Consider the following 18,588-nt stretch of genomic DNA (forward strand, 5'->3'; position numbering starts at 1 on the left):
CGCGTCCGTCTTTCTCACTGAATGGCCCCGACCTCATGAAAAAGCCTGTCCCACAACCCGATGATTTCCGCCTGTCCAAACCGGGCGCGTACCGAATCCATTGCCCGGCTACCCAACGAGCACCGAAGGTCCTCGTCGGCCATGATGTCGGCCAGCGCGGATACCAGGGCGTCCTGGTCGTTCAAGCGGACCAGCAAGGCATCCCGTCCCTCCCGCGTTATCTCGCGCGGCCCGCTCGGGCAATCGAACACGACGCACGGCAAGCCGACTGACATTGCTTCGAGCAATGCATTCGGAAAGCCCTCGCGCTTCGAGGTCATCACAAAGGCATCGGCACCCGCCATCACTTGCCAAGGCTCGCCCGTGCTTCCCTTTAAAAAAATCCGGTCCTGCATGCCAAGCAACGCAATCCGCGATGCCAGGTTCTGCTGATGCGGGCCGTTGCCGTAGATATGCAGGTCCCAATCGCTGAAACGTGAAGCAAGTTGCGCAAATGCCTCGACTGTCTTATCGACCTGCTTTTCCCGCGTCAGGCGACCAAGGCTCAGCAGCACCTTTCGTTCATTTCCGTTTCCTGCGCGATACGCGGTAACGCCATCCGGCAGGGGGTTCGGCACGACGCGCACCGCGCGCAATCCCGGATAAATTGCGTGAGCCCTGGCGGCGACCGACTCTGTCTGCACGGTCAGCATGTCAGCGAAGCGATAGGTCAATCTCGAACAGATGTGCCAGAAGTCGCGCGCACGCCGGGCGGTTGGGTCTGTTCGTTCGCAGACGATCACAGGCACGCGCAGTCGCACGGTCGCAGCGATGGTGGCGACATTCACGTTTGGCAGGAAAGAGACCACGACGTCCGGCGATCGTGCCCGGATCAGGCGCCGCAATGCATACAGCCGCCGCACATAGCCGAGCGCCGTGCGCCTGCGCATGCCCACCAGCTCGGCGAGATAGGCCAGCTCGACTGCGTCGGATACCTGGTAGAAAGGCCGCCCGCCGCCGGAATACGTGGCCACCAGCGTTACCTCGTCGCCCCGTGCGCTCCATGCATTGCACAGTCCCGTCAGGACGCGCTCAGCACCACCGGAATCGAGCGAACTGGCAAGGCAGACAATCTTCATTGTCCTGCTTCATCCTCGCGCAACAAGCGTCGTCCCCTCGACTGCGGGACGCTGTCGTTTGCGACGCCAAACCACCTTGCGCGGCAAAAGAGCCAGGACAGCCAACCACAGCAACTGCGTCATGGCGACCGCAATTGTGGACGGAATGAATGTGAAGAGGTTGACGATGAACCCCCACCAGAAATACGGTATCCAGAGCTTGCGCCAATTCTGCTTTTGCATCGATATCCACTGGCGCTCGACCGCGACGTAGCTCCTGAGCCAGAGATAGCCCATCAGGAAGCCGCCCGCACCTGGCAGCAGGTACGCCGAATAGGCGACGGCCAGCGGCGGGACCGTGCATTTGTCATACCCGAATGCTTCTGTGTTGATGCACGCGAGTGTCGGGGTCACGTTTCCGTAGTAGAGGAAGTCCAGCCCGAAGGCGCCGAGCACGCGCGACGGGATCGCCCCGAACAGCGTCGCCAATGCATTTTCGCGCGTGATGAGCGGGATGCCGGTATGGTTGAAGTGGTCAATTCCAGCCTGCACCGACACCCATTGGAAACCGAAGTTGTTCAAGACGGTATCGATAACGCCGACCTCGCCGATTTCATCGACCACCGAGTAGTAATCGCCGGTGAAATAGGCGCTGATGTAATGGCCCATGACCTTGCCATAGGTCATGATCAGGAACGCGGCCGGAATGAGCGCGATCAGGATTGCATAGGCCATCGGCCCATATCTCTTTTTGCTGACGTCAGGCTTGAGGCGCAGATAGACAAGAACTGGGACGATGGCGGTGTACAGCAACAGGTTTCTGCTGATCGAATTCGCGTAAGCGGTTGCCACAAGCATGATGTAGGCAGCGATGAACAGCTTGTTTTTCTCGATCAAGGCAATCGCCGCGAAGCACTGGGCGACGAGCCCGATTGCCGCGACGGTCTTGAGGAACATGTAGGCATCCTTTTCCCCAAAGCCCTCGAAGTCGCCACCGCGCGCGGCGGCTGCATTCGTCAGTGCCACATCCACGCCAACCAGCTTGAAATACAGGGCGTAGGCCGCGACGCCAAGGAGGATCGATGCAAGCCAGATGCGTTTTTCCGAGGCACGGGCGAGCGCCGCGGAAGCAAAATCGACCACGCGTTCCGGCAAGCCGATACGCGGCCGAAGGAAATACCCGCACGCCATCCCGGCAGCGGTAAGCAGTATGTGGAGCGCCGCCGCAAATCCCGGGGCCCCATGCCGCGAAATGAAATCCGCAACCTCGCCGTAAGGCTCGAAGCTCCCGAAAAAATAAAACAGCGGATAGACGCAGTCGCCAATCAGGAACCAGACCAGCACCCCGCACAGCAGCACGCCGAAGGCGGAGTACCTGACTGCGCTGACAAGTACCATACATATCAGGCAAGTCGCCAGGAAGTACATGGCTATATAAATGCCGCTCAAGACCGTTCTCCCCGAGACCTTCGAAGGACGCTTTTCATTCCCGGACCTCTCTCCATTACGCCGGTACGAATGGTGTGGTGCGTCTGGAGAATTCGCGAACCAGGCTGCTGTTCCGGTTCGATGCGAAAATTCTCGCGATCAGGATGAGGTCGCTCGGCGCGGGGATGGCGCGGCAGCGGAAGAAAAGCTTCAGGTAATCCCACCTGAGCGGGTACCTGAGATAGCTGCGGCGGAGAAATTCGAACAGGCACTGTGCTGCAAACTGCCTGGCGAGCTCGGGATTCGTTGCAAGATAGACCTTGATGAGGCTCAGTTTTCCCCTGCCCGTCACGACGCCGCCTTTCGCGCGGGTCATTGTGTTCTCGAATGAGAAAAACCGATAAACCCCATACGGCTCATCGATATACGATGCGTAGCCGCCGTCGATGACGAAGGACAGCGAGAAGAAATAATCGAGCGTTTCCTCCGTCAGCTTGAAAACCTTTCTTGCGGACGCCCGATACATGCTGCCCGAATGGCAGCCGGTCATGCCGTAATACTTGGCCAGATCCCTCGCGTAGAGCCTGTTCCCCGGAACGAATTCGCGCATTGGTTTGACCGGCATGCCGACAGCCGATTGTCCATGTTCATTGATGATATGCACGCGATGCCACACGATACGGCACTCGGGATTCTGCTCGAGGAAGCTTGCCAGTCGTTGCAGCTTGCCGGGAAGGCAGTAATCGTCACCGTCCACATGTGCGACGTACTGGCCACGCGCCTTGTTGTGCACGCTCAGGTAATTCTGCGTGGGACCGATATTCCTGGGTTGCAAAACAGGTTTCACAATGGCCGGATAGGCTTCAGCAAATTCCTTGACGATCTCGCGTGTCCCGTCGGTCGAGCCATCGTCGCCGACAATCACTTCGAAATCGAAGTCCGTTTCCTGATCGACAATGCTCTGCAGGCACTGCCGAATGTATTTTTCCTGGTTGTAGGTCACCACGCATACGGACACAAAGGGGCGCTGTTCATTTGTTTGCATCGTCATCCTCGTCATCATTTCACCATTGACGGATCGCGCCGCGTACGCAGGAGGACGCCCCTGCGGCGATGGCAAGCAATCCCATTCCCAGGGCGCCGACGGCAAGCGCCACCGGTATCCTCTCTTGCGGCCAATGCACCAGCCATCTCGCGGCCGCGGCAGCACTGATCGTCAGCAGGAAAGTGCCGCCCACATCCTCCAGCAGCCACCGCCGGTGCAAGCCCTTGACCAGGCGCCGATGCACCAGCGGCGTCCAGAACGCAAAATAGGCAAGATGCGAAGCGAGCCAGGCAAAACCGGCACCGACCATTCCGTAGCTCCATGTTGCCCAGACCAGCGCGGGAATGAGAAACACGACGAAGAGCAGATTGCCGATCAGGTGGAGCTTCAAGTCTCCCTTGGCGACCTGGAGGTAATAGGGAAACGCGCAGAGCGCAAGCACGCCGTTACCTAGCGCATAGAGTGTCAGGACTGGCGCGGCATTGACTGCGATGTCCGCATTGCCTGTCCAGGCCCAAAGCACCTGCTCCGAGAAAAACGAGAGCACAACCGCCACCGGAATAGCGATCACGCCGACAACTTGCGTCGCGTTCCGGTATACCCGCACCAGGCCGTCGCCGTCTCCTTCGGCTTCAAGCCGGGTGAGCCGCGGTTGCAGGGCAATACTGATCGGACCGGCAATGATCGTCACGCCGCTCGCCACTAGCACGGCAAGCGTGAAGTAGGCATAGTCGGTCAGGGTGAGCAGTCTCGACAGGACCAGCTTGTCCGTCTGCGTCACGGCGATCCACACACAGTTCGTGAACGCCAGGCCGAGCGAGAACTTCACGACGCCACGCAGCGGCTTCCATTCCCAGTCCACCTTGTGCTCCATGCGCGGAATCATGCGGTAGGTCTGGGATACCAGAATCACCAGTTCAATCACCGCCACGGCCAACTGATAGCCGAAGAAGGTCGTCGGAGTCGCCCCTGCGATGATGAAAAACGGTATCACCAGCACGGCACGGCCGGTCGCCGCCGCGACATTGAATCCGCTCAGCCACACCAGCCGTTCATACCCGCCGATGGCGCCGCGGTACAGGCCGCCCATCCATCGAAGTGCCACGATCAGCGCCATCAGTGAAATGGCGTCACGCACCTCTGCGTGCGGAAGCTGCTGGGCCTTCAACCAGCTGGCAGAAATGTAATCCGCCCCCGCAATCATCACGCACGCGCCGGCAACCGCCAGCGCGAGGAATATGCCTTCGAGTGCGCGCATCAGGCTGCGCAGGGTGAATGCATCGATGGCGCCCCCGCGAAATCGCGCGACCTCCCTCGCCAGGGTGGGCGTCATCCCCATGTCGACGAGCTGAAACAACACCTGAAGCGTCGCGAAGAAGCCGACGAGACCGTAGGCCTCGATGCCCATATAACGTATATACGCCGGCACCATGACAACGCCGATCGCCGTTCCATAGAACTGGCTGACGTAATTGGCGATAACGTTATGTTTCAGGGACATGCTACGCATGCCAATATCCGGTTCTCTCAATCAGTTCGCGGTAGCTTTCGCGCGTTATCCCGATCATGATCTGGTCGTGATACTTACCGTCGCCGAAGAACCAGTTTTTCCTCCGCCCTTCGACCTCCCATCCGCACGACTCGGTATAGAACCCGAGGGAACGGGTATTTGTTTCCATGACCGCACTATCCAGGCGCACCAATCCCAGCTCATCGAACGCATACCGCATGACAGCCATCACAGTGTCCAGTCCGAACCCCTTGCCACGGGCCTGCGCCCTGCCCAGCATCATGCCGTGCCATGCATGCCTGTTTTTCCAATCGATATTGATAAGGCTTGCCGTACCAATCAGCCCGAGGTCTTCAGCCTCGACGCAGAAGCGATGCCCGGCCAGGTTGGCATTGTCCTGGTTCAAGATCCACTTCTCCGTGGATTGACGGCTGTACGGAAAATGCCAGCCGCCCATGATTTTCCAGACATCCGTATCGTTGGCCCAATCATTCAATGTCTCTGCATCACGCATTTCCGGCGCACGCAGAACCACTCTCTTTCCATGAATGTTCAATGTTCAGCTCCGCTTCGATTCGTTGCCCAGTCTAGACATCTGAAATGACTTGCACGACCGTCCTGACCTGCTGCTCCTCCAGGCCCGGATAAATTGGCAGGCAGATGACCCGGTTTGCAATATCGGCTGCGATCGGCAGGTTTTCCCGCGCTGCCGACGGCAGCCCGCGGTACATGGGGAAATCCGATATCAGCGGGAAGAAGTATCGCCTTGCATAAACATTCGACTCGCGAAGCAGTTGATAAAGTGCATCGCGGCTCACCGGATAGTTTCGTTCCACGAGTATTGGAAAATAGGAATAATTCGCCACCGTCTCGCCGCAATGTCCAACGCAGCGAATGCCCGGTATGCCGTCCAGAAGTTCGCAATACATCTCGGCGATCGCCTTGCGGCGCGCCATCGCGTCTTCGAGATATTGCAGCTGCAGGATGCCAAGTGCGGCATTCAGCTCGCTCATCTTTCCGTTGATGCCGGACGCGACCACCGTCACTTCGTCGACAAACCCGAAATTTTTCAAGTGGTCGATGCGCTGCTTTGTTTTGGCATCAGGGCATACGATCGCGCCGCCCTCGAAGGTGTTGAATACCTTTGTCGCGTGAAAGCTGAGCACCGAAAGGTCGCCGTGCCGCAATATGCTTCCACCGTCATCCTTCACCCCAAACGCATGCGCCGCGTCATATATGAGCTTCAGGTTGTAGTTGTCTGCGATCTTTTCTATCGCGTTGACATCGCATGGTCGGCCATAGCAGTGGACGGGCATGATTGCCGTGGTATCCGCCGTGATCGCCGCCTCGATCTTTGCCGGGTCGATGTTAAGCGTTACCGGATCAATGTCGACGAACACCGGCTTGATGCCGTTCCACAGCAGGGAGTGTGCGGTGGCGACAAAGGAATACGGCGTGGTGATCACCTCGCCGGTAACGCGCAACGCCTGCAACGCAGTGACCAGTGCCAGCGTGCCGTTGGAGAACAAGGCAATGTGCTCGACACCCAGGTACTCGCAAAGCGCCCGTTCCAGCTGCTGGTGAAACGGCCCGCCGTTGGTCAAGACCCTGCTGTTCCAGATCTTTTCCAGATAAGGAATGTATTCCGCCAGCGGCGGCAAGTGGGGCTGCGTGACATAAATCGGCCGGTCGTCACGCGCCGGGAAGGCATAAACGGCATTGCTCTTGATCATCGTATCCTCGCAAAACCTGTGATGACAATTCCGTCAGGACGGAATGGATGAAGCGCTTTGATAGTGTGAAGAAACCAACTAGCCACTCGCACGGGAGGCTCCGGTCTGGCCGGCATGGTCGATGTACCACGGCATGGCTGCGGCCAATCCGTCCTTGATCTTGAACGCAGGGGTATATCCGAGGTGCCGGACAGCCTTCGAAATATCGGCAAGGGAATGCCTGACGTCGCCCTTTCGGAAGTCCGCGTATAGCGGTTCCTTGTTGAACTTGATATCGCTCTTTGATAATTCCGTCTTCAGGTAGACGAACAACTGATCCAGCGTGGTCACGTCGTTGACGGCGACGTTATATACGGCATTCTTGCTGCCCTCGGCCGCCACGGCCGCAAGAAGGTTCGCCTGTACGGCGTTATCGACAAAGCAGAAATCGCGGGAAGTTTGTCCATCCCCATTGATCACCACGTCTTCATTGCGAATCATTGCAGCAATCCACTTCGGTATGACAGCGGCATAAGCACCATCAGGATCCTGTCGCTTGCCGAACACATTGAAGTACCGCAGGCCGATACTGTTAAAGCCGTAGGTGCGCGCAAATACCTCTGCGTACAGCTCATTCACAAGCTTCGTCACGGCGTAGGGCGACAAAGGCTTGCCGATGTGCTCCTCTACCTTCGGCAAGCCGGGATGGTCGCCGTACGTTGCACTGGACGCGGCATACACGAACGACACCACACCGGCGTCGCGCGATGCGACCAGCATGTTGAGGAAGCCGGTCACATTCACGTCATTCGTTGCAAGAGGATCGGCAATCGAACGCGGGACGGAACCGAGCGCAGCTTGGTGCAGCACGTAGTCAACTCCCCGCACTGCCCGGCGGCAGGTTTCCAGGTCGCGAATGTCGCTGTGGATGAAGGCAAACCTAGCCCATCGTTCTTCGCCGACCAGCTCCCGGACTTCATCGAGGTTGCGTTGGTAGCCGGTGGAGAAATTGTCGACGCCGACAACGGTCTGGTTGAGTTGCAGAAGGGTTTCAAGCAGGTTTGACCCGATGAATCCGGCACATCCCGTTACCAGCCATTTCCGTGGTTTGCCATTGAGCGTGATCTGGAGTTGTTCAAGTCCGGTCATTGATGGCCTTGCGGTGCCGTGTTCGTGGATTTTGAGATTGATCTCGTGCGGATCCGGTTTCATTTCTTCTGTCACAGGCGCAGGTCTGACGCTGACTTGGGGAGGAGATACTTCAGGTCGAAGAGCACGTGCCTCTCCTTGCCGAATTGCCGCACGCCGCCTATTCCCAGTTCCTTGAACTGCCGGTGGGCGACGGCCAGGACAATCGCGTCATACTTTCCGGGTTCGGGAGAGCGAATCGGGGTGATGCCGTACTCGTGCTGCGCCCCCTCGGGGCTGACCCAGGGATCGTAGACGTCGACATTCATGTTGTAGTCCTTCAGCTTGTTGATGCTGTCGACCACCTTGGTGTTGCGCAGGTCGGGGCAGTTTTCCTTGAAGGCCAGGCCCATCACGAGCACGTTGGCGTTTTCAACCTGGATGCGGCGGCGGATCATCTGCTTGATGAGCTGGCCGACAACATAGCCGCCCATGTTGTCGTTGATGCGCCGGCCCGCCAGGATCACCTGCGGGTGGTAACCGAGCGCTTCTGCCTTGTGGGTCAGGTAGTAAGGGTCCACGCCGATGCAATGCCCGCCGACGAGGCCGGGGCGGAACGGCATGAAGTTCCACTTTGTCCCGGCGGCCTTCAGCACATCTTCCGTGTCGATGCCCATCTTCCTGAAGATGATGGCCAGCTCGTTCATCAGTGCGATGTTGAGATCGCGTTGCGTGTTCTCGATCACCTTTGCCGCTTCGGCGACCTTGATCGAAGCAGCCTTGTGCGTTCCGGCGGCGATGATGCTGCCATACAGGGCATCGACGAAATCCGCGACCTCTGGCGTGGATCCGGACGTGATCTTTGTAATGGTGGTCAGGCGGTGCTCCTTGTCGCCCGGATTGATGCGTTCCGGGCTGTAGCCGGCGTAGAAATCCTTGTTGAACACAAGTCCCGACACGCGTTCAATGACAGGAACGCAGTACTCCTCGGTCGCTCCCGGATACACCGTGGACTCGTACACGACGATGTCTCCCGGCTTGATGACCTTGCCCACCGTTTCCGACGCCGACCTGAGTGGCGTAAGGTCAGGGTTCTTGTGCTCGTCGACCGGCGTGGGTACGGTCACGATATACACTGTCGCACGCCGCAAATCCTCGACATCCGTGGAGAAGCTCAGGCGCAGAGCCTCCTCGAGTTCCCCGCGGCTTGTCTCGAGTGTCACGTCCGAACCGTTTCGCAGTTCATCGACCCGGCGCTTGTTGATGTCGAATCCGATCGTCGGATAATGTTTGCCGAATTCCACGGCCAAAGGCAGTCCGACGTAACCGAGGCCGATGATTGCGATACAGGTGTTTTTCGATATTTTCATGATTAGCCGGTTCTTATCTTCAAGTACGCACAGTCGTTGTTGACAACCTTTACGCATCGACCGGGCACGCTACCGCCCTTGGATTAAAGGTCATCATCCATATCCTTCGATCAATCACATTTGCACAACGAGACGATTGCGAGATCGCCTTGCCTTAGCGGCCCACTGCATTCACTGGAACCTGGTCCAGGTCGTTTGTCCGGATGATCCCGGCGCACGCGCTACCGATGATGACCCGCCTTGAAAAACAGCCTTAAATCCCTGGTTAAGCAGCCTTTCGCAGCATCTGTACTGCGAGCTTCAACTTGTGCGGCTGGTTCATCAGCTCGATCAAGACCAGGGCGCGCGCCTCCCCATCGTGCATCTGATAAATTCCCTCCAGGCCGGCAAACGGTCCCTGAATGACGCTGACACGATCGCCAGGTTCGAAGAGCCGGCGAGGACGCTCTTCCTGTGCGCTTTGCAGCGCTGCCACGCAGTCGTCCGGCAAGGTCGCAAACCGGCCGCCAAAAGACACCAGCTTGCTGACGCCGCGCGTGCTCCTGACCGGGGACCAGTTGTCGCGTCCGAGGTCGAGCCGGATAAACAGGTAGCGGGAGAACATCGGTTCGACACACTCTTCGAGCTTGCCTTGCACCAGTTTCTCAACGGCGAGCGTGGGCAAAAAGCAGGTGAAATCCTGGTTACGAAGCTGCTCCACCGCACGCAACTCTTGCCGCGGCTTTGTCTGCACGAGGTACCACGCCGCCGTCGTTCCATTCATTGCCATTCCCTTGCAACAGACTGCGACCGAAAGAAGCCAAGGGCAATTGCAGGATTGGGATCCCACCGCCCGCGGACCAGGCGTGTGTACACGGCGATGTAAATCAGTACGTGTGCGACCAGGACCCCAACAGCATTGCCGACCGTGTCCCCGATCAGGACGGTGACCAGCGTGGTTGACGCGATCCAGCCGCTCATAAAGCATGCGACCACCGCATTCCTGGCCCACGGGCGCTGGTCATTGCGTGCCAGGCGCAAGCACACTACGCGTCGATAGAAGAGCGTATGAAGATGAAGCCTGTCCGGAGCGCCAGGACTGGTCCTGCGAATGACCTTCCTGCGGTACATGCTGTAGAGCACTTCAATCACCGGATAGGCGCAGACAGCCAGAACCTGCCACGCATTGACTTTTGGATTTCGGATGACGAGCAGCACCGCCACTTCTGCCAGCCAGAATCCGAGGAAGTAGGCGCCGCCGTCCCCCATGAACAGCCGGCCGGTCGGATAGTTAACAAGGAGGAATCCAAGTGCGGCGCCGATGCCGAGCATCGCGAGATGCATGACAAATACGTCGTTGCTCTGCCATGAAAGGTAGGCCAATCCGGCAAGCATGATGACGACCGCGCTGCCGGCGACACCGTGAAACCCATCGATGATATTGATCGAGTTTGCGACGCCGGCCACGGCCACGGCGGTGACAGCGACTGCAAGCAGCGGTATCAGCTGCAGGATCGCGTCAACACCCCAGAGGTCCAGTCGCGACAAGGATGCGTCCAGCAACCAGGCCGCGAGCAGCGCGCTGGCAAGCGTCGCCATCAAGCGCGCCTTCACCGAGACCTTTTTCGTCAGGTCCTCGACAAGCCCTGTGAGAAATGCGGGTGTGGAGGCCAGCAGCAGTTTGCTTAGTTCAAACGTATCCAGTTGCACAGCGAATCCATCGTCGATCGCCTGGGCCGTCACGACAGAGGCAATCCCGACCAGCAGCGCGATTCCGCCCACACGCGGCACGGGCTGATTGTGGATTTTCTGTATCCCGCCGATGGTCAGGTCAAGTGAATGCTTGCCATGCCAGTTCTGGGTAAAGATAATCAGCAAGCTTGCGATGAAGCTGGCCAGCGCGGCGAATGCCGCGATATCGATCATGTTCGTGAATGAGATCATGTTTGCACCACGCGAAACTGTTTCTCTCTATCCTCGATTCGGGACGCACTTGAGGACGAAGCTGGCCGGGTGTTCCGCTGGTGCGCGCAGGAGAAATGACCGCGAACCAAGGCTGACCGGGCGAATGAATGCACGCGAAATCTGCATCTGGAACTGACTCCCTTCGAGAAAACACAGGCCGGTCGTCTTTGCGACCAAGGCTGCGATGGTTATCACTCTACTGAGGTGGGGGGCAAAAAATAAGTACGAAATTTCGATGGTTTATCGTTACCTTCGATAGAATCCATCCGTTTTTTTGAATCGATTGCGCGGCCGGATTTCATTCACGCAGGCCGACACTTCGGCGGTGATGCCGGTCGTGTTCCGGAGATTCAGTGAGAGCGAATGCGTCTGGCAGGTCATGTCGACCGGCACGTGCATGCATGGCTGGTGCGCCTGCATCTTCAGGGGGATATTGGAATCGCGTAGAGGGCGCGTCGCATGGATGCGAATCGTCGTCTACGCGCTTTGACGCGCTTCGTTACCGCATATCGGTTTACGCCTTGCCCTCACTCGCTACATAGCCGTACTTTCCATACGCTGCATCGTAGCCATAGCGGGAAAAGCGCTGTTTGGAATCGTTGAATACGACACCGGTGACTTTGTGGCCTGCCTGATTCAAGCGCCTGACCGTTTCCTCGATCTCGCCGGTGGTTGTTTGTCCGCCGCGCACAACATTGAAGATAGCGCCGGCGTGCGAGGCGACGACCAGGGCGTCCGACACGGCGAGAAGAGGCGGCGTATCAATCAGGATGTAGTCGTAACGCGCGGAGAACAGTTCGAGCAGTTTTCCAAAGTTGTCATGCGCAAGCAATTCTGTAGGCTTGCGCGGGATTTGTCCCGAGGACAGGAAGTCCACGTTTTCCGCGACGTCCCTGCGAATCGCCTTCCCGTACATCGCTTCACCGGTAATCACTTCCGACAAACCTGGTGATCGTTCCATTCCAAAGTATCGGTGCAGATGCCCGGAGCGCATGTCGCCGTCGATGAGCAGCACCTTCTTGCCGATCGACGCGAGCACAGCCGCAAAATTTGCGGAGACAAACGACTTCCCGACGCTTGGGGTCGCGCCTGCGATCATCACGATGTTGTTCTTCGCTTCCAGCATTGCAAACTGCAGGGATGTGCGGAACCTGCGCAGGCTCTCGATCGTCCCGTCGTAGGGAACATCCAGCGGCAGTACCGCCGCACCCTGCTTGTCGTGCTGCAGCCTGGCGTGCACCTTGTCCTGGCTCGCGCTATGGGGAATGGTGGCGGTCACCGGCAATCCAAGCCGTTCTTCGATTTCGCGCGGCCCGTCGATGCGGCCGTAGATCGACTTGCGTGCGAGCGCAGCCATGATTCCAAGGACAATCCCGACCATGCCGGTCAGCACGAGCACCAGGCTGCGCTTTGGCTTGATCGGCCTGAGCGGTACCACGGCGGTATCGAGGACACGGACGCTTCCCACATTGCTCTCGGTGGCGACGCGAAGCTGTTGGGCAGCGCTCAACAAGGCCGTGTACAGGTCGGTATTGATCTTCACATCGCGATTGAGACGCAAGACGTTCTGCTCCACGTCGGGCAGTTTCTTGATTCTTGCTTCGATGCCCGCGATCTCGCGACGCAGTCCGTCCATCTGCTGGTCGAGCGCAAGTACGCTGGGGTGGTTCGGCTGATAGCGCGTCAGCAGGTCGTCCTTCTTTTGCTTCAGCTCGAGCAGCTTTGTCTGGGTCATCACGGACTGCGACAGCGCGCTCTTCGCTTCTTCTCCCAGGTCGACTGTCCCGCGGCTGTTGCGAAGCTGGTTGTATTTTGTTTCCGACTGTTCGAGTTCCTTTTTCAGCTCGGGCAGCTGGGTATTGAGGAAGGTGAGAGTTTTCTTTGCCTCTTCTGCTTTCTTGTCGATGTTCAGCGCCACGTATTCACGTCCGATCTCGTTAAGAATCGTGCTGATCAACTTCGGATTCGGCCCCTCCAATGCAACGTCGATAATGCCGGACTGCTTTCCCTTTTCGCCGATATTCAGCCCCTCCTGGAGCCTCTCCACCGTTTCCAGCCGTCCGGCGCGCGAGAGCGTGAACTGCGCGCCCGCCTTCGCATTCAACTGATCCACGCGCAGCTCGAGCACGCCTTGTCCGGTCTTGTTCGTCAGCGTGTCTCCTGCTTTGCCGGCGACGTCGATTCCATATTCATCCTGCGTCAGGCGATAGCCGCCACTGCCATTCGCAGTGAGGATGAACGGTTTTCCTTCCAGCTCTTCCGGCACATTGAACTCGGACACCTTCGCCTGTTCCGATCCCCATACATAGCCGCCAAGGCCGAAGAGCCCGGGTTCCGAGATCTGCTTGCTACGGCGCGCAATCCATTCCCCGATCAGTGGAAAGTACTTGGGTTTGACGCTTATATAGAATCGGCCGCTGTCCACGGCACGCGTGATCACCGCGCGGGAGCGCAGCACTTCCATCTCGGCCGCGACAGCGGCTTTCGTGTCGTGGTTGGTCTCGCTGCCCGCCAGTTCGACCGGCATGCTCTTCGGACGTGCGGAATCGCTTTCCACCTTCACGAGCATATTGGCCTTGTAGATCGGCGTCGCAACAAGCACATAGGCGAGGCCGAGGAGCATGACAACAAAGGCCACGCCGGCGATCAGCCATCGATTGTCAAAGAAAAACCCGAGATATTTGGCCAGGTCAACCGTATCGTCTTCTTCAATGATGTGGGTTTGAAGTTGATTGGTAGTCGGATTCATCATGGTGGCTGAATTGGAATGAGTGACTGCATCGATACATGCGAGTCGTTCGGAGAAATCCGGTGGTCATGCTTCACGCCATGGAACCCTTGCTTTTTATATTGCGATTCTATTTGATACGCTTCCTCATCCGGGTTCGATCGGACGCTGGCATATGCTGGTTGAGTCCAACGCTATCAATTTACCCGGGTGGCCCTGAAAAAATAAGTACGAAATTTCGATTCCTGGTGGGTCGATCCAGGTTTTTACATTGAGTTTTTAGATGCAAATTCTGGGGCGGGGACACTGCGATGCAGAGCTGCTTATCGCTGGAAAAAAACTGACGGCCGCAAAAATTCGCGGTCGAACTTTTGCGGCCGTGCATGAATACCTGCTCGTCCTGGTTGTGACGAGGAGTCTGCCGGCAATGGCCGGCATCCTTGTCGATTATCGGTAGGGTTCTCCTGCAGGTTTCGTGATCAATGGGCTGGTGTCATACGGCTCTTTTCTCGACACCTCGACGCGAAGTTCTCCGATTTCAATCGTTGGTGCTTGCGGCGAGTTCGGGCCGCTCACACGTACCAGGGTCACGGCCAGTGTCCGGATGTCCCCCGGCGCGACGTTCCCAAGCACTTGTGTTGCCGGGAAGGTCAATCGGGCCGGTCCGTGATGAGAAGCCGAATTGATTTCGAACGGACCGATCGTGCCGATGAAATTCTCCGGCTCGGAAGGCTCGCCTCTTTCCGGCACGCTCAAGAATACGTTGTAGTAGAAGCCTCCAAGCATGCCTGCATCCAGCAGTCGCACATCGTCGAGCACGACTTGTACCGACTTGTACGCATTGGACGGCACCGCCCGTGACGCGCCGCGAGCCGCCTCTGCCGCAGCGATTCCACGCAATGTCTGTCCGTCCTCCGACAGAACCGGTATGCGCACACGAACCGTGCTTCCGGCCAATGTGACCTTCCGCCCACCTCCGAGCTTTCGCGCATCGTTTCCACTGGGACCGGGAGGAACTGCGGGGAACGTATCTCCCGAGCCTGGAATTTGCGCCTGGACGCGAATGAGTCGTGCCGACATTCCCTGTGCTGGAAGCGAGGTAGGCTTGTTGTTGTTGGAATAGGTGGTGCCAAGGCGCAGGGGGTGATAACACTGGGAGCGTGCCAAGGTAAGGTCCGGGGCGTAGGTGAAATTTCCTGACCAGTAAGGAGACGTAGCCGCCGGTATTCCCTTGCCGTCCGGGAGTGCCCACGCGTGCCAAAGCCGGTCGATGTTGGCGTGATGCAGATAGAAAATCGGATCGAGCGGTGATTCCATCGTGGCCATTACTCCGGCAATAATGTTGTGCACCGGGTTATGCGGCTTCGACTCGATCAGCGGTTCGAATGCATTGGGTCGTCCCCGCTCGAAATTCCAGACCGTCGAAGCGAACGGTGACAGCGACAGCGCGCTATATACATTTGTGTTTACGCGTCCGGAAATATACAAAGGATTGCCGGTCGCCGGATCGGTGAATTCCGACGGTATGGTTGGATAGGTGTAATAGTCCCAGTATGGAAGTGCAAGGTTGCTGTTTCCGGAAACAATCTGGAGTTGCCGTTCGAAATAATAGATGTAACCCCGGTGCCATGCGAGGAAATAGGGAGCGCTGTGCGGACAATAATTCACGTGGACGTTCGTCCAGTAGCGCCAGCTCGACCGGCTGTTTGCATCCGTATTTGCGCGCATGATCCGAAGCGCGTCGATGAATGATGAATAGTTGGGACTGCTTCTGAATTCGCGCCATTCCTGCCGAAGCCGGGTTGTGGTCTGGCCGAATACGGTTGTGGCCGGAAGCGAAGCGATCGCCAGGGCAGATAACGACCCCTTAACGAAAGCTCGCCTGCTGATTTGTTTGGACAGCATGAATAACTCCTGACAAGTAAAAACTCCGGAGGTACTGTTATAGGAAGTTATCCTGCTGGTTATACAGTAAAGTACACGCGTCCATGAAGGCGGATGTACAGAGGATTTGAGAAATGTAAAAGAGCCTTACACCCTGTCATTTTTTGTCGTCTTTTGCGAGTGACCGAGGTATCAAAGGCTTGTCGGCCGCAATGAAAACAATTCGGTCGCATTACTGTCGCGATACGCCGGAACCCGCCGGCATCCCCCCTATCCTTATCCGTCGACAGACAATGCTGAATACTCGTCGAAATTGACGCCCAGGTTATCCGTCAATGCATAGTCGGATAAGCGCTCCTGGATTTCGGATCGGTCCATGAACATGAAGACGTCGATGATCGATAGGTTAGGCAGGAAAGCATTGCCGAATTGACGGTAAACGATGTCATTCATCTTTATGAATTTCAACTCGATCCCGTGCTGCATGAACTCATCGCAGCTGTACAAATGAAGACCGCCGATAGGACTGATTGTCGATGTGGCCCCCGAGCCTTTTAGTATGGCAAGCACCCGCTCCTTCCCCGACAGCTCGATTCCGAATCCCTGCCTGGAAGAGACTTGTATTGTCGTGGGGATAGCGAGGTATTCGCAGATTTTCCGTATCGCGTTTTCATTGAACGTCGCGATATTTTTTTCCGTGCAATGAATGATCGATTCAATCAACGGAAAATGATCTTTAAAGTACGGCGCACGCGAATAGGACATGCGAACGGCCTTCAGTATTTTTTGCTTGTGCCACTCGATGTCGTCGACGAAATAACGCGCGTTGATATTTTCTTCGAGGTGCGCCTTCTTCAATGGCAGGGTAATGAAGCTCGGCTTTCCATTGACCAAAATTCTGTTTCGATTGACCCAACCACGGCTGATCAGTTGCGTGTCGTCATAAATTACAAAGGTGTCCACTGCGGCGATCAGCTGGAAGTACCCCAGGTATGGAAACAAGTACGGCTGCATGATGGCTATTTTTGATTTCATCTCGCTCCCTCGACAAGATATGGCGCCGATCGGATGATTCACTGGGATTCAAGTGTGTGTGAGGAGAGCGTGCGCATTTTGATTTAACTCATCCATGGGATTTTCAGCGATGCTGGCGCGCATCTATTCGAGACGCGTGATGTCGCGCTGGAGAATCAGATCGAAAAATGCGGTTCTTTACTGCTCGATGGTCGTTATGTATCGATTTTTGGTATCGATCCTGACGACTGGATTTTGGTGCCGTAGCCGGCAAGAGCCGGCTACGGTTGATGAGGGGGAGGGTTCTTGAGGCTGTTGCAGTATTCGGGAAAGTGTCCCGAACACTGCAACACGGTTTCTTACCAGCTCGTCTCGCGTTCCGCAGTCGCGCTGATGCGGTGGATCGACAAGTCAGCACCGTCGAATTCCTGCTCGGGGTCGAGGCGCAAGCCGAAGGCTTTTTTCAGCAAACCGTAGATGACCAGACCGCCGAGCGCGGCGATCGTCAGGCCCATCAAGGTGCCGGCGAGCTGCGACACGAACGACACGCCGCCCACACCGCCCAGCGCCTTGAGACCGAATATGCCGGCGGCGATTCCGCCCCATGCCCCGCACAGGCCGTGCAGCGGCCACACACCGAGCACGTCGTCGATCTTCCACTTGTTCTGCGTCAGCGTGAACATCCACACGAAAATCGCTCCGGCAATGCCACCAGTGATCAATGCGCCAAGCGGATGCATCAGGTCGGAACCCGCGCACACCGCCACCAGTCCCGCCAGCGGGCCGTTGTAGGCGAAGCCCGGGTCATTCTTGCCCAGCAAGACTGCCACCAAGGTGCCCCCGACCATCGCCATCAGCGAGTTGAGCGCGACCAGGCCGTTCATCTTGTCGAGCGCCTGCGCACTCATCACATTAAAGCCGAACCAGCCAACCGTCAGGATCCATGCGCCAAGTGCGAGGAAAGGGATATTTGAAGGCGGATGCGCGGCAATTGCACCATCCTTGGAATAGCGTCCGCGACGCGCGCCGAGCAGCAGCACAGCCGGCAATGCCGCCCAGCCACCCACCGCATGGACCACGACCGAACCGGCAAAATCATGGAACTCCTCCGAAAATGCCATTTTCAGCCATGCCTGGATGCCGAACTTCTGATTCCAGACGATGCCCTCGAAGAACGGATAAACCAGGCCGACCAGGAGTGCCGTCGCGGCAAGTTGGGGATAAAACTTGGCGCGCTCGGCGATGCCGCCGGAAATGATGGCTGGGATGGCCGCCGCAAACGTCAGCAGGAAGAAGAACTTGACCAGCTCATACCCGTTCTTTTGCGCCAGGGTGCCGGCGTCGGAAAAGAAGTCCACGCCGTAGGCAATGGTGTAGCCGACGAAGAAATAGGCAATCGTCGACACGGCAAAATCGACTAAGATTTTGACGAGTGCATTGACCTGGTTTTTCTTGCGGACAGTGCCGAGTTCCAGAAATGCAAACCCGGCGTGCATGGCAAGAATCATGATGGCGCCGAGCAAAATGAATAAGGCGTCGGCACCGTTTTTAAGCGCATCCATGAAAAAGACTCTCCCTGTTAGTGTGCAAAATCAATCTAATGCCCACTTATGAAGCAATAATTATTCCATTTTGGTGCAGCTCAGCAACTATTTGATTTATATACGGAAATTATTTTGACAATACTTTCCCCTGATGTAAATGCACTGTTCAGGTGCATTTTCGCAG

The 18,588-nt window shown here is 57.1% G+C and carries 14 protein-coding genes; all 14 read right to left on the bottom strand.

Annotated elements, in window-relative coordinates; all coding sequences use genetic code 11:
- Window positions 1-14 precede the first annotated feature (14 nt).
- Window positions 15-1,118 (bottom strand): glycosyltransferase family 4 protein, encoded by a 1,104-nt coding sequence (locus AYR66_RS25005; RefSeq protein WP_088710293.1) that lies wholly within the window; start codon window positions 1,116-1,118, stop codon window positions 15-17.
- Between the two features lie 9 nt (window positions 1,119-1,127).
- Window positions 1,128-2,495 (bottom strand): hypothetical protein, encoded by a 1,368-nt coding sequence (locus tag AYR66_RS25010; protein WP_206047331.1) that lies wholly within the window; start codon window positions 2,493-2,495, stop codon window positions 1,128-1,130.
- Window positions 2,496-2,601: 106 nt separating this feature from the next.
- On the bottom strand, window positions 2,602-3,570 hold the full coding sequence (locus AYR66_RS25015) for a glycosyltransferase (protein ID WP_170942363.1): 969 nt from the start codon (window positions 3,568-3,570) through the stop codon (window positions 2,602-2,604).
- Between the two features lie 19 nt (window positions 3,571-3,589).
- Window positions 3,590-5,080, bottom strand: a complete 1,491-nt coding sequence (locus AYR66_RS25020) for an oligosaccharide flippase family protein (RefSeq protein ID WP_234815085.1) — start codon at window positions 5,078-5,080, stop codon at window positions 3,590-3,592.
- Window positions 5,073-5,636, bottom strand: a complete 564-nt coding sequence (locus AYR66_RS25025) for a GNAT family N-acetyltransferase (RefSeq protein WP_088710297.1) — start codon at window positions 5,634-5,636, stop codon at window positions 5,073-5,075. Before AYR66_RS25025 ends, AYR66_RS25020 begins: the two co-directional genes overlap by 8 nt.
- A gap of 31 nt (window positions 5,637-5,667) precedes the next feature.
- Window positions 5,668-6,813 carry a DegT/DnrJ/EryC1/StrS family aminotransferase gene (locus AYR66_RS25030; RefSeq protein WP_088710298.1) on the bottom strand — a complete coding sequence of 382 codons (1,146 nt, stop codon included), beginning with the start codon at window positions 6,811-6,813 and terminating at the stop codon, window positions 5,668-5,670.
- A gap of 78 nt (window positions 6,814-6,891) precedes the next feature.
- Window positions 6,892-7,941 carry an NAD-dependent epimerase/dehydratase family protein gene (locus tag AYR66_RS25035; RefSeq protein ID WP_088710337.1) on the bottom strand — a complete coding sequence of 350 codons (1,050 nt, stop codon included), beginning with the start codon at window positions 7,939-7,941 and terminating at the stop codon, window positions 6,892-6,894.
- 71 nt (window positions 7,942-8,012) lie between these two features.
- The gene (gene tviB / locus AYR66_RS25040; RefSeq protein ID WP_088710299.1) at window positions 8,013-9,290 is read right to left on the bottom strand and encodes a Vi polysaccharide biosynthesis UDP-N-acetylglucosamine C-6 dehydrogenase TviB; all 1,278 of its coding nucleotides are present in this window, start codon (window positions 9,288-9,290) and stop codon (window positions 8,013-8,015) included.
- 265 nt (window positions 9,291-9,555) lie between these two features.
- Complete coding sequence (gene rfaH / locus AYR66_RS25045) at window positions 9,556-10,053, bottom strand: transcription/translation regulatory transformer protein RfaH (RefSeq protein ID WP_206047333.1); 498 nt, start codon at window positions 10,051-10,053, stop codon at window positions 9,556-9,558.
- Window positions 10,050-11,195 carry an MraY family glycosyltransferase gene (locus tag AYR66_RS25050; protein WP_170942364.1) on the bottom strand — a complete coding sequence of 382 codons (1,146 nt, stop codon included), beginning with the start codon at window positions 11,193-11,195 and terminating at the stop codon, window positions 10,050-10,052. The genes rfaH and AYR66_RS25050 overlap by 4 nt, the downstream gene beginning before the upstream one ends.
- A 553-nt stretch (window positions 11,196-11,748) precedes the next feature.
- On the bottom strand, window positions 11,749-13,986 hold the full coding sequence (locus AYR66_RS25055) for a polysaccharide biosynthesis tyrosine autokinase (protein ID WP_088710302.1): 2,238 nt from the start codon (window positions 13,984-13,986) through the stop codon (window positions 11,749-11,751).
- Between the two features lie 423 nt (window positions 13,987-14,409).
- Window positions 14,410-15,867, bottom strand: a complete 1,458-nt coding sequence (locus AYR66_RS25060; RefSeq protein ID WP_088710303.1) for a tyrosinase family protein — start codon at window positions 15,865-15,867, stop codon at window positions 14,410-14,412.
- A 255-nt stretch (window positions 15,868-16,122) separates the two neighbouring features.
- The gene (locus tag AYR66_RS25065) at window positions 16,123-16,881 is read right to left on the bottom strand and encodes a WbqC family protein (protein WP_088710304.1); all 759 of its coding nucleotides are present in this window, start codon (window positions 16,879-16,881) and stop codon (window positions 16,123-16,125) included.
- A 338-nt stretch (window positions 16,882-17,219) separates the two neighbouring features.
- Window positions 17,220-18,422, bottom strand: a complete 1,203-nt coding sequence (locus AYR66_RS25070) for an ammonium transporter (protein WP_088710305.1) — start codon at window positions 18,420-18,422, stop codon at window positions 17,220-17,222.
- Window positions 18,423-18,588: the final 166 nt, after the last annotated feature.

This window comes from Noviherbaspirillum denitrificans (assembly GCF_002211445.1).
In the GTDB taxonomy this organism is placed as follows: domain Bacteria; phylum Pseudomonadota; class Gammaproteobacteria; order Burkholderiales; family Burkholderiaceae_D; genus Noviherbaspirillum; species Noviherbaspirillum denitrificans.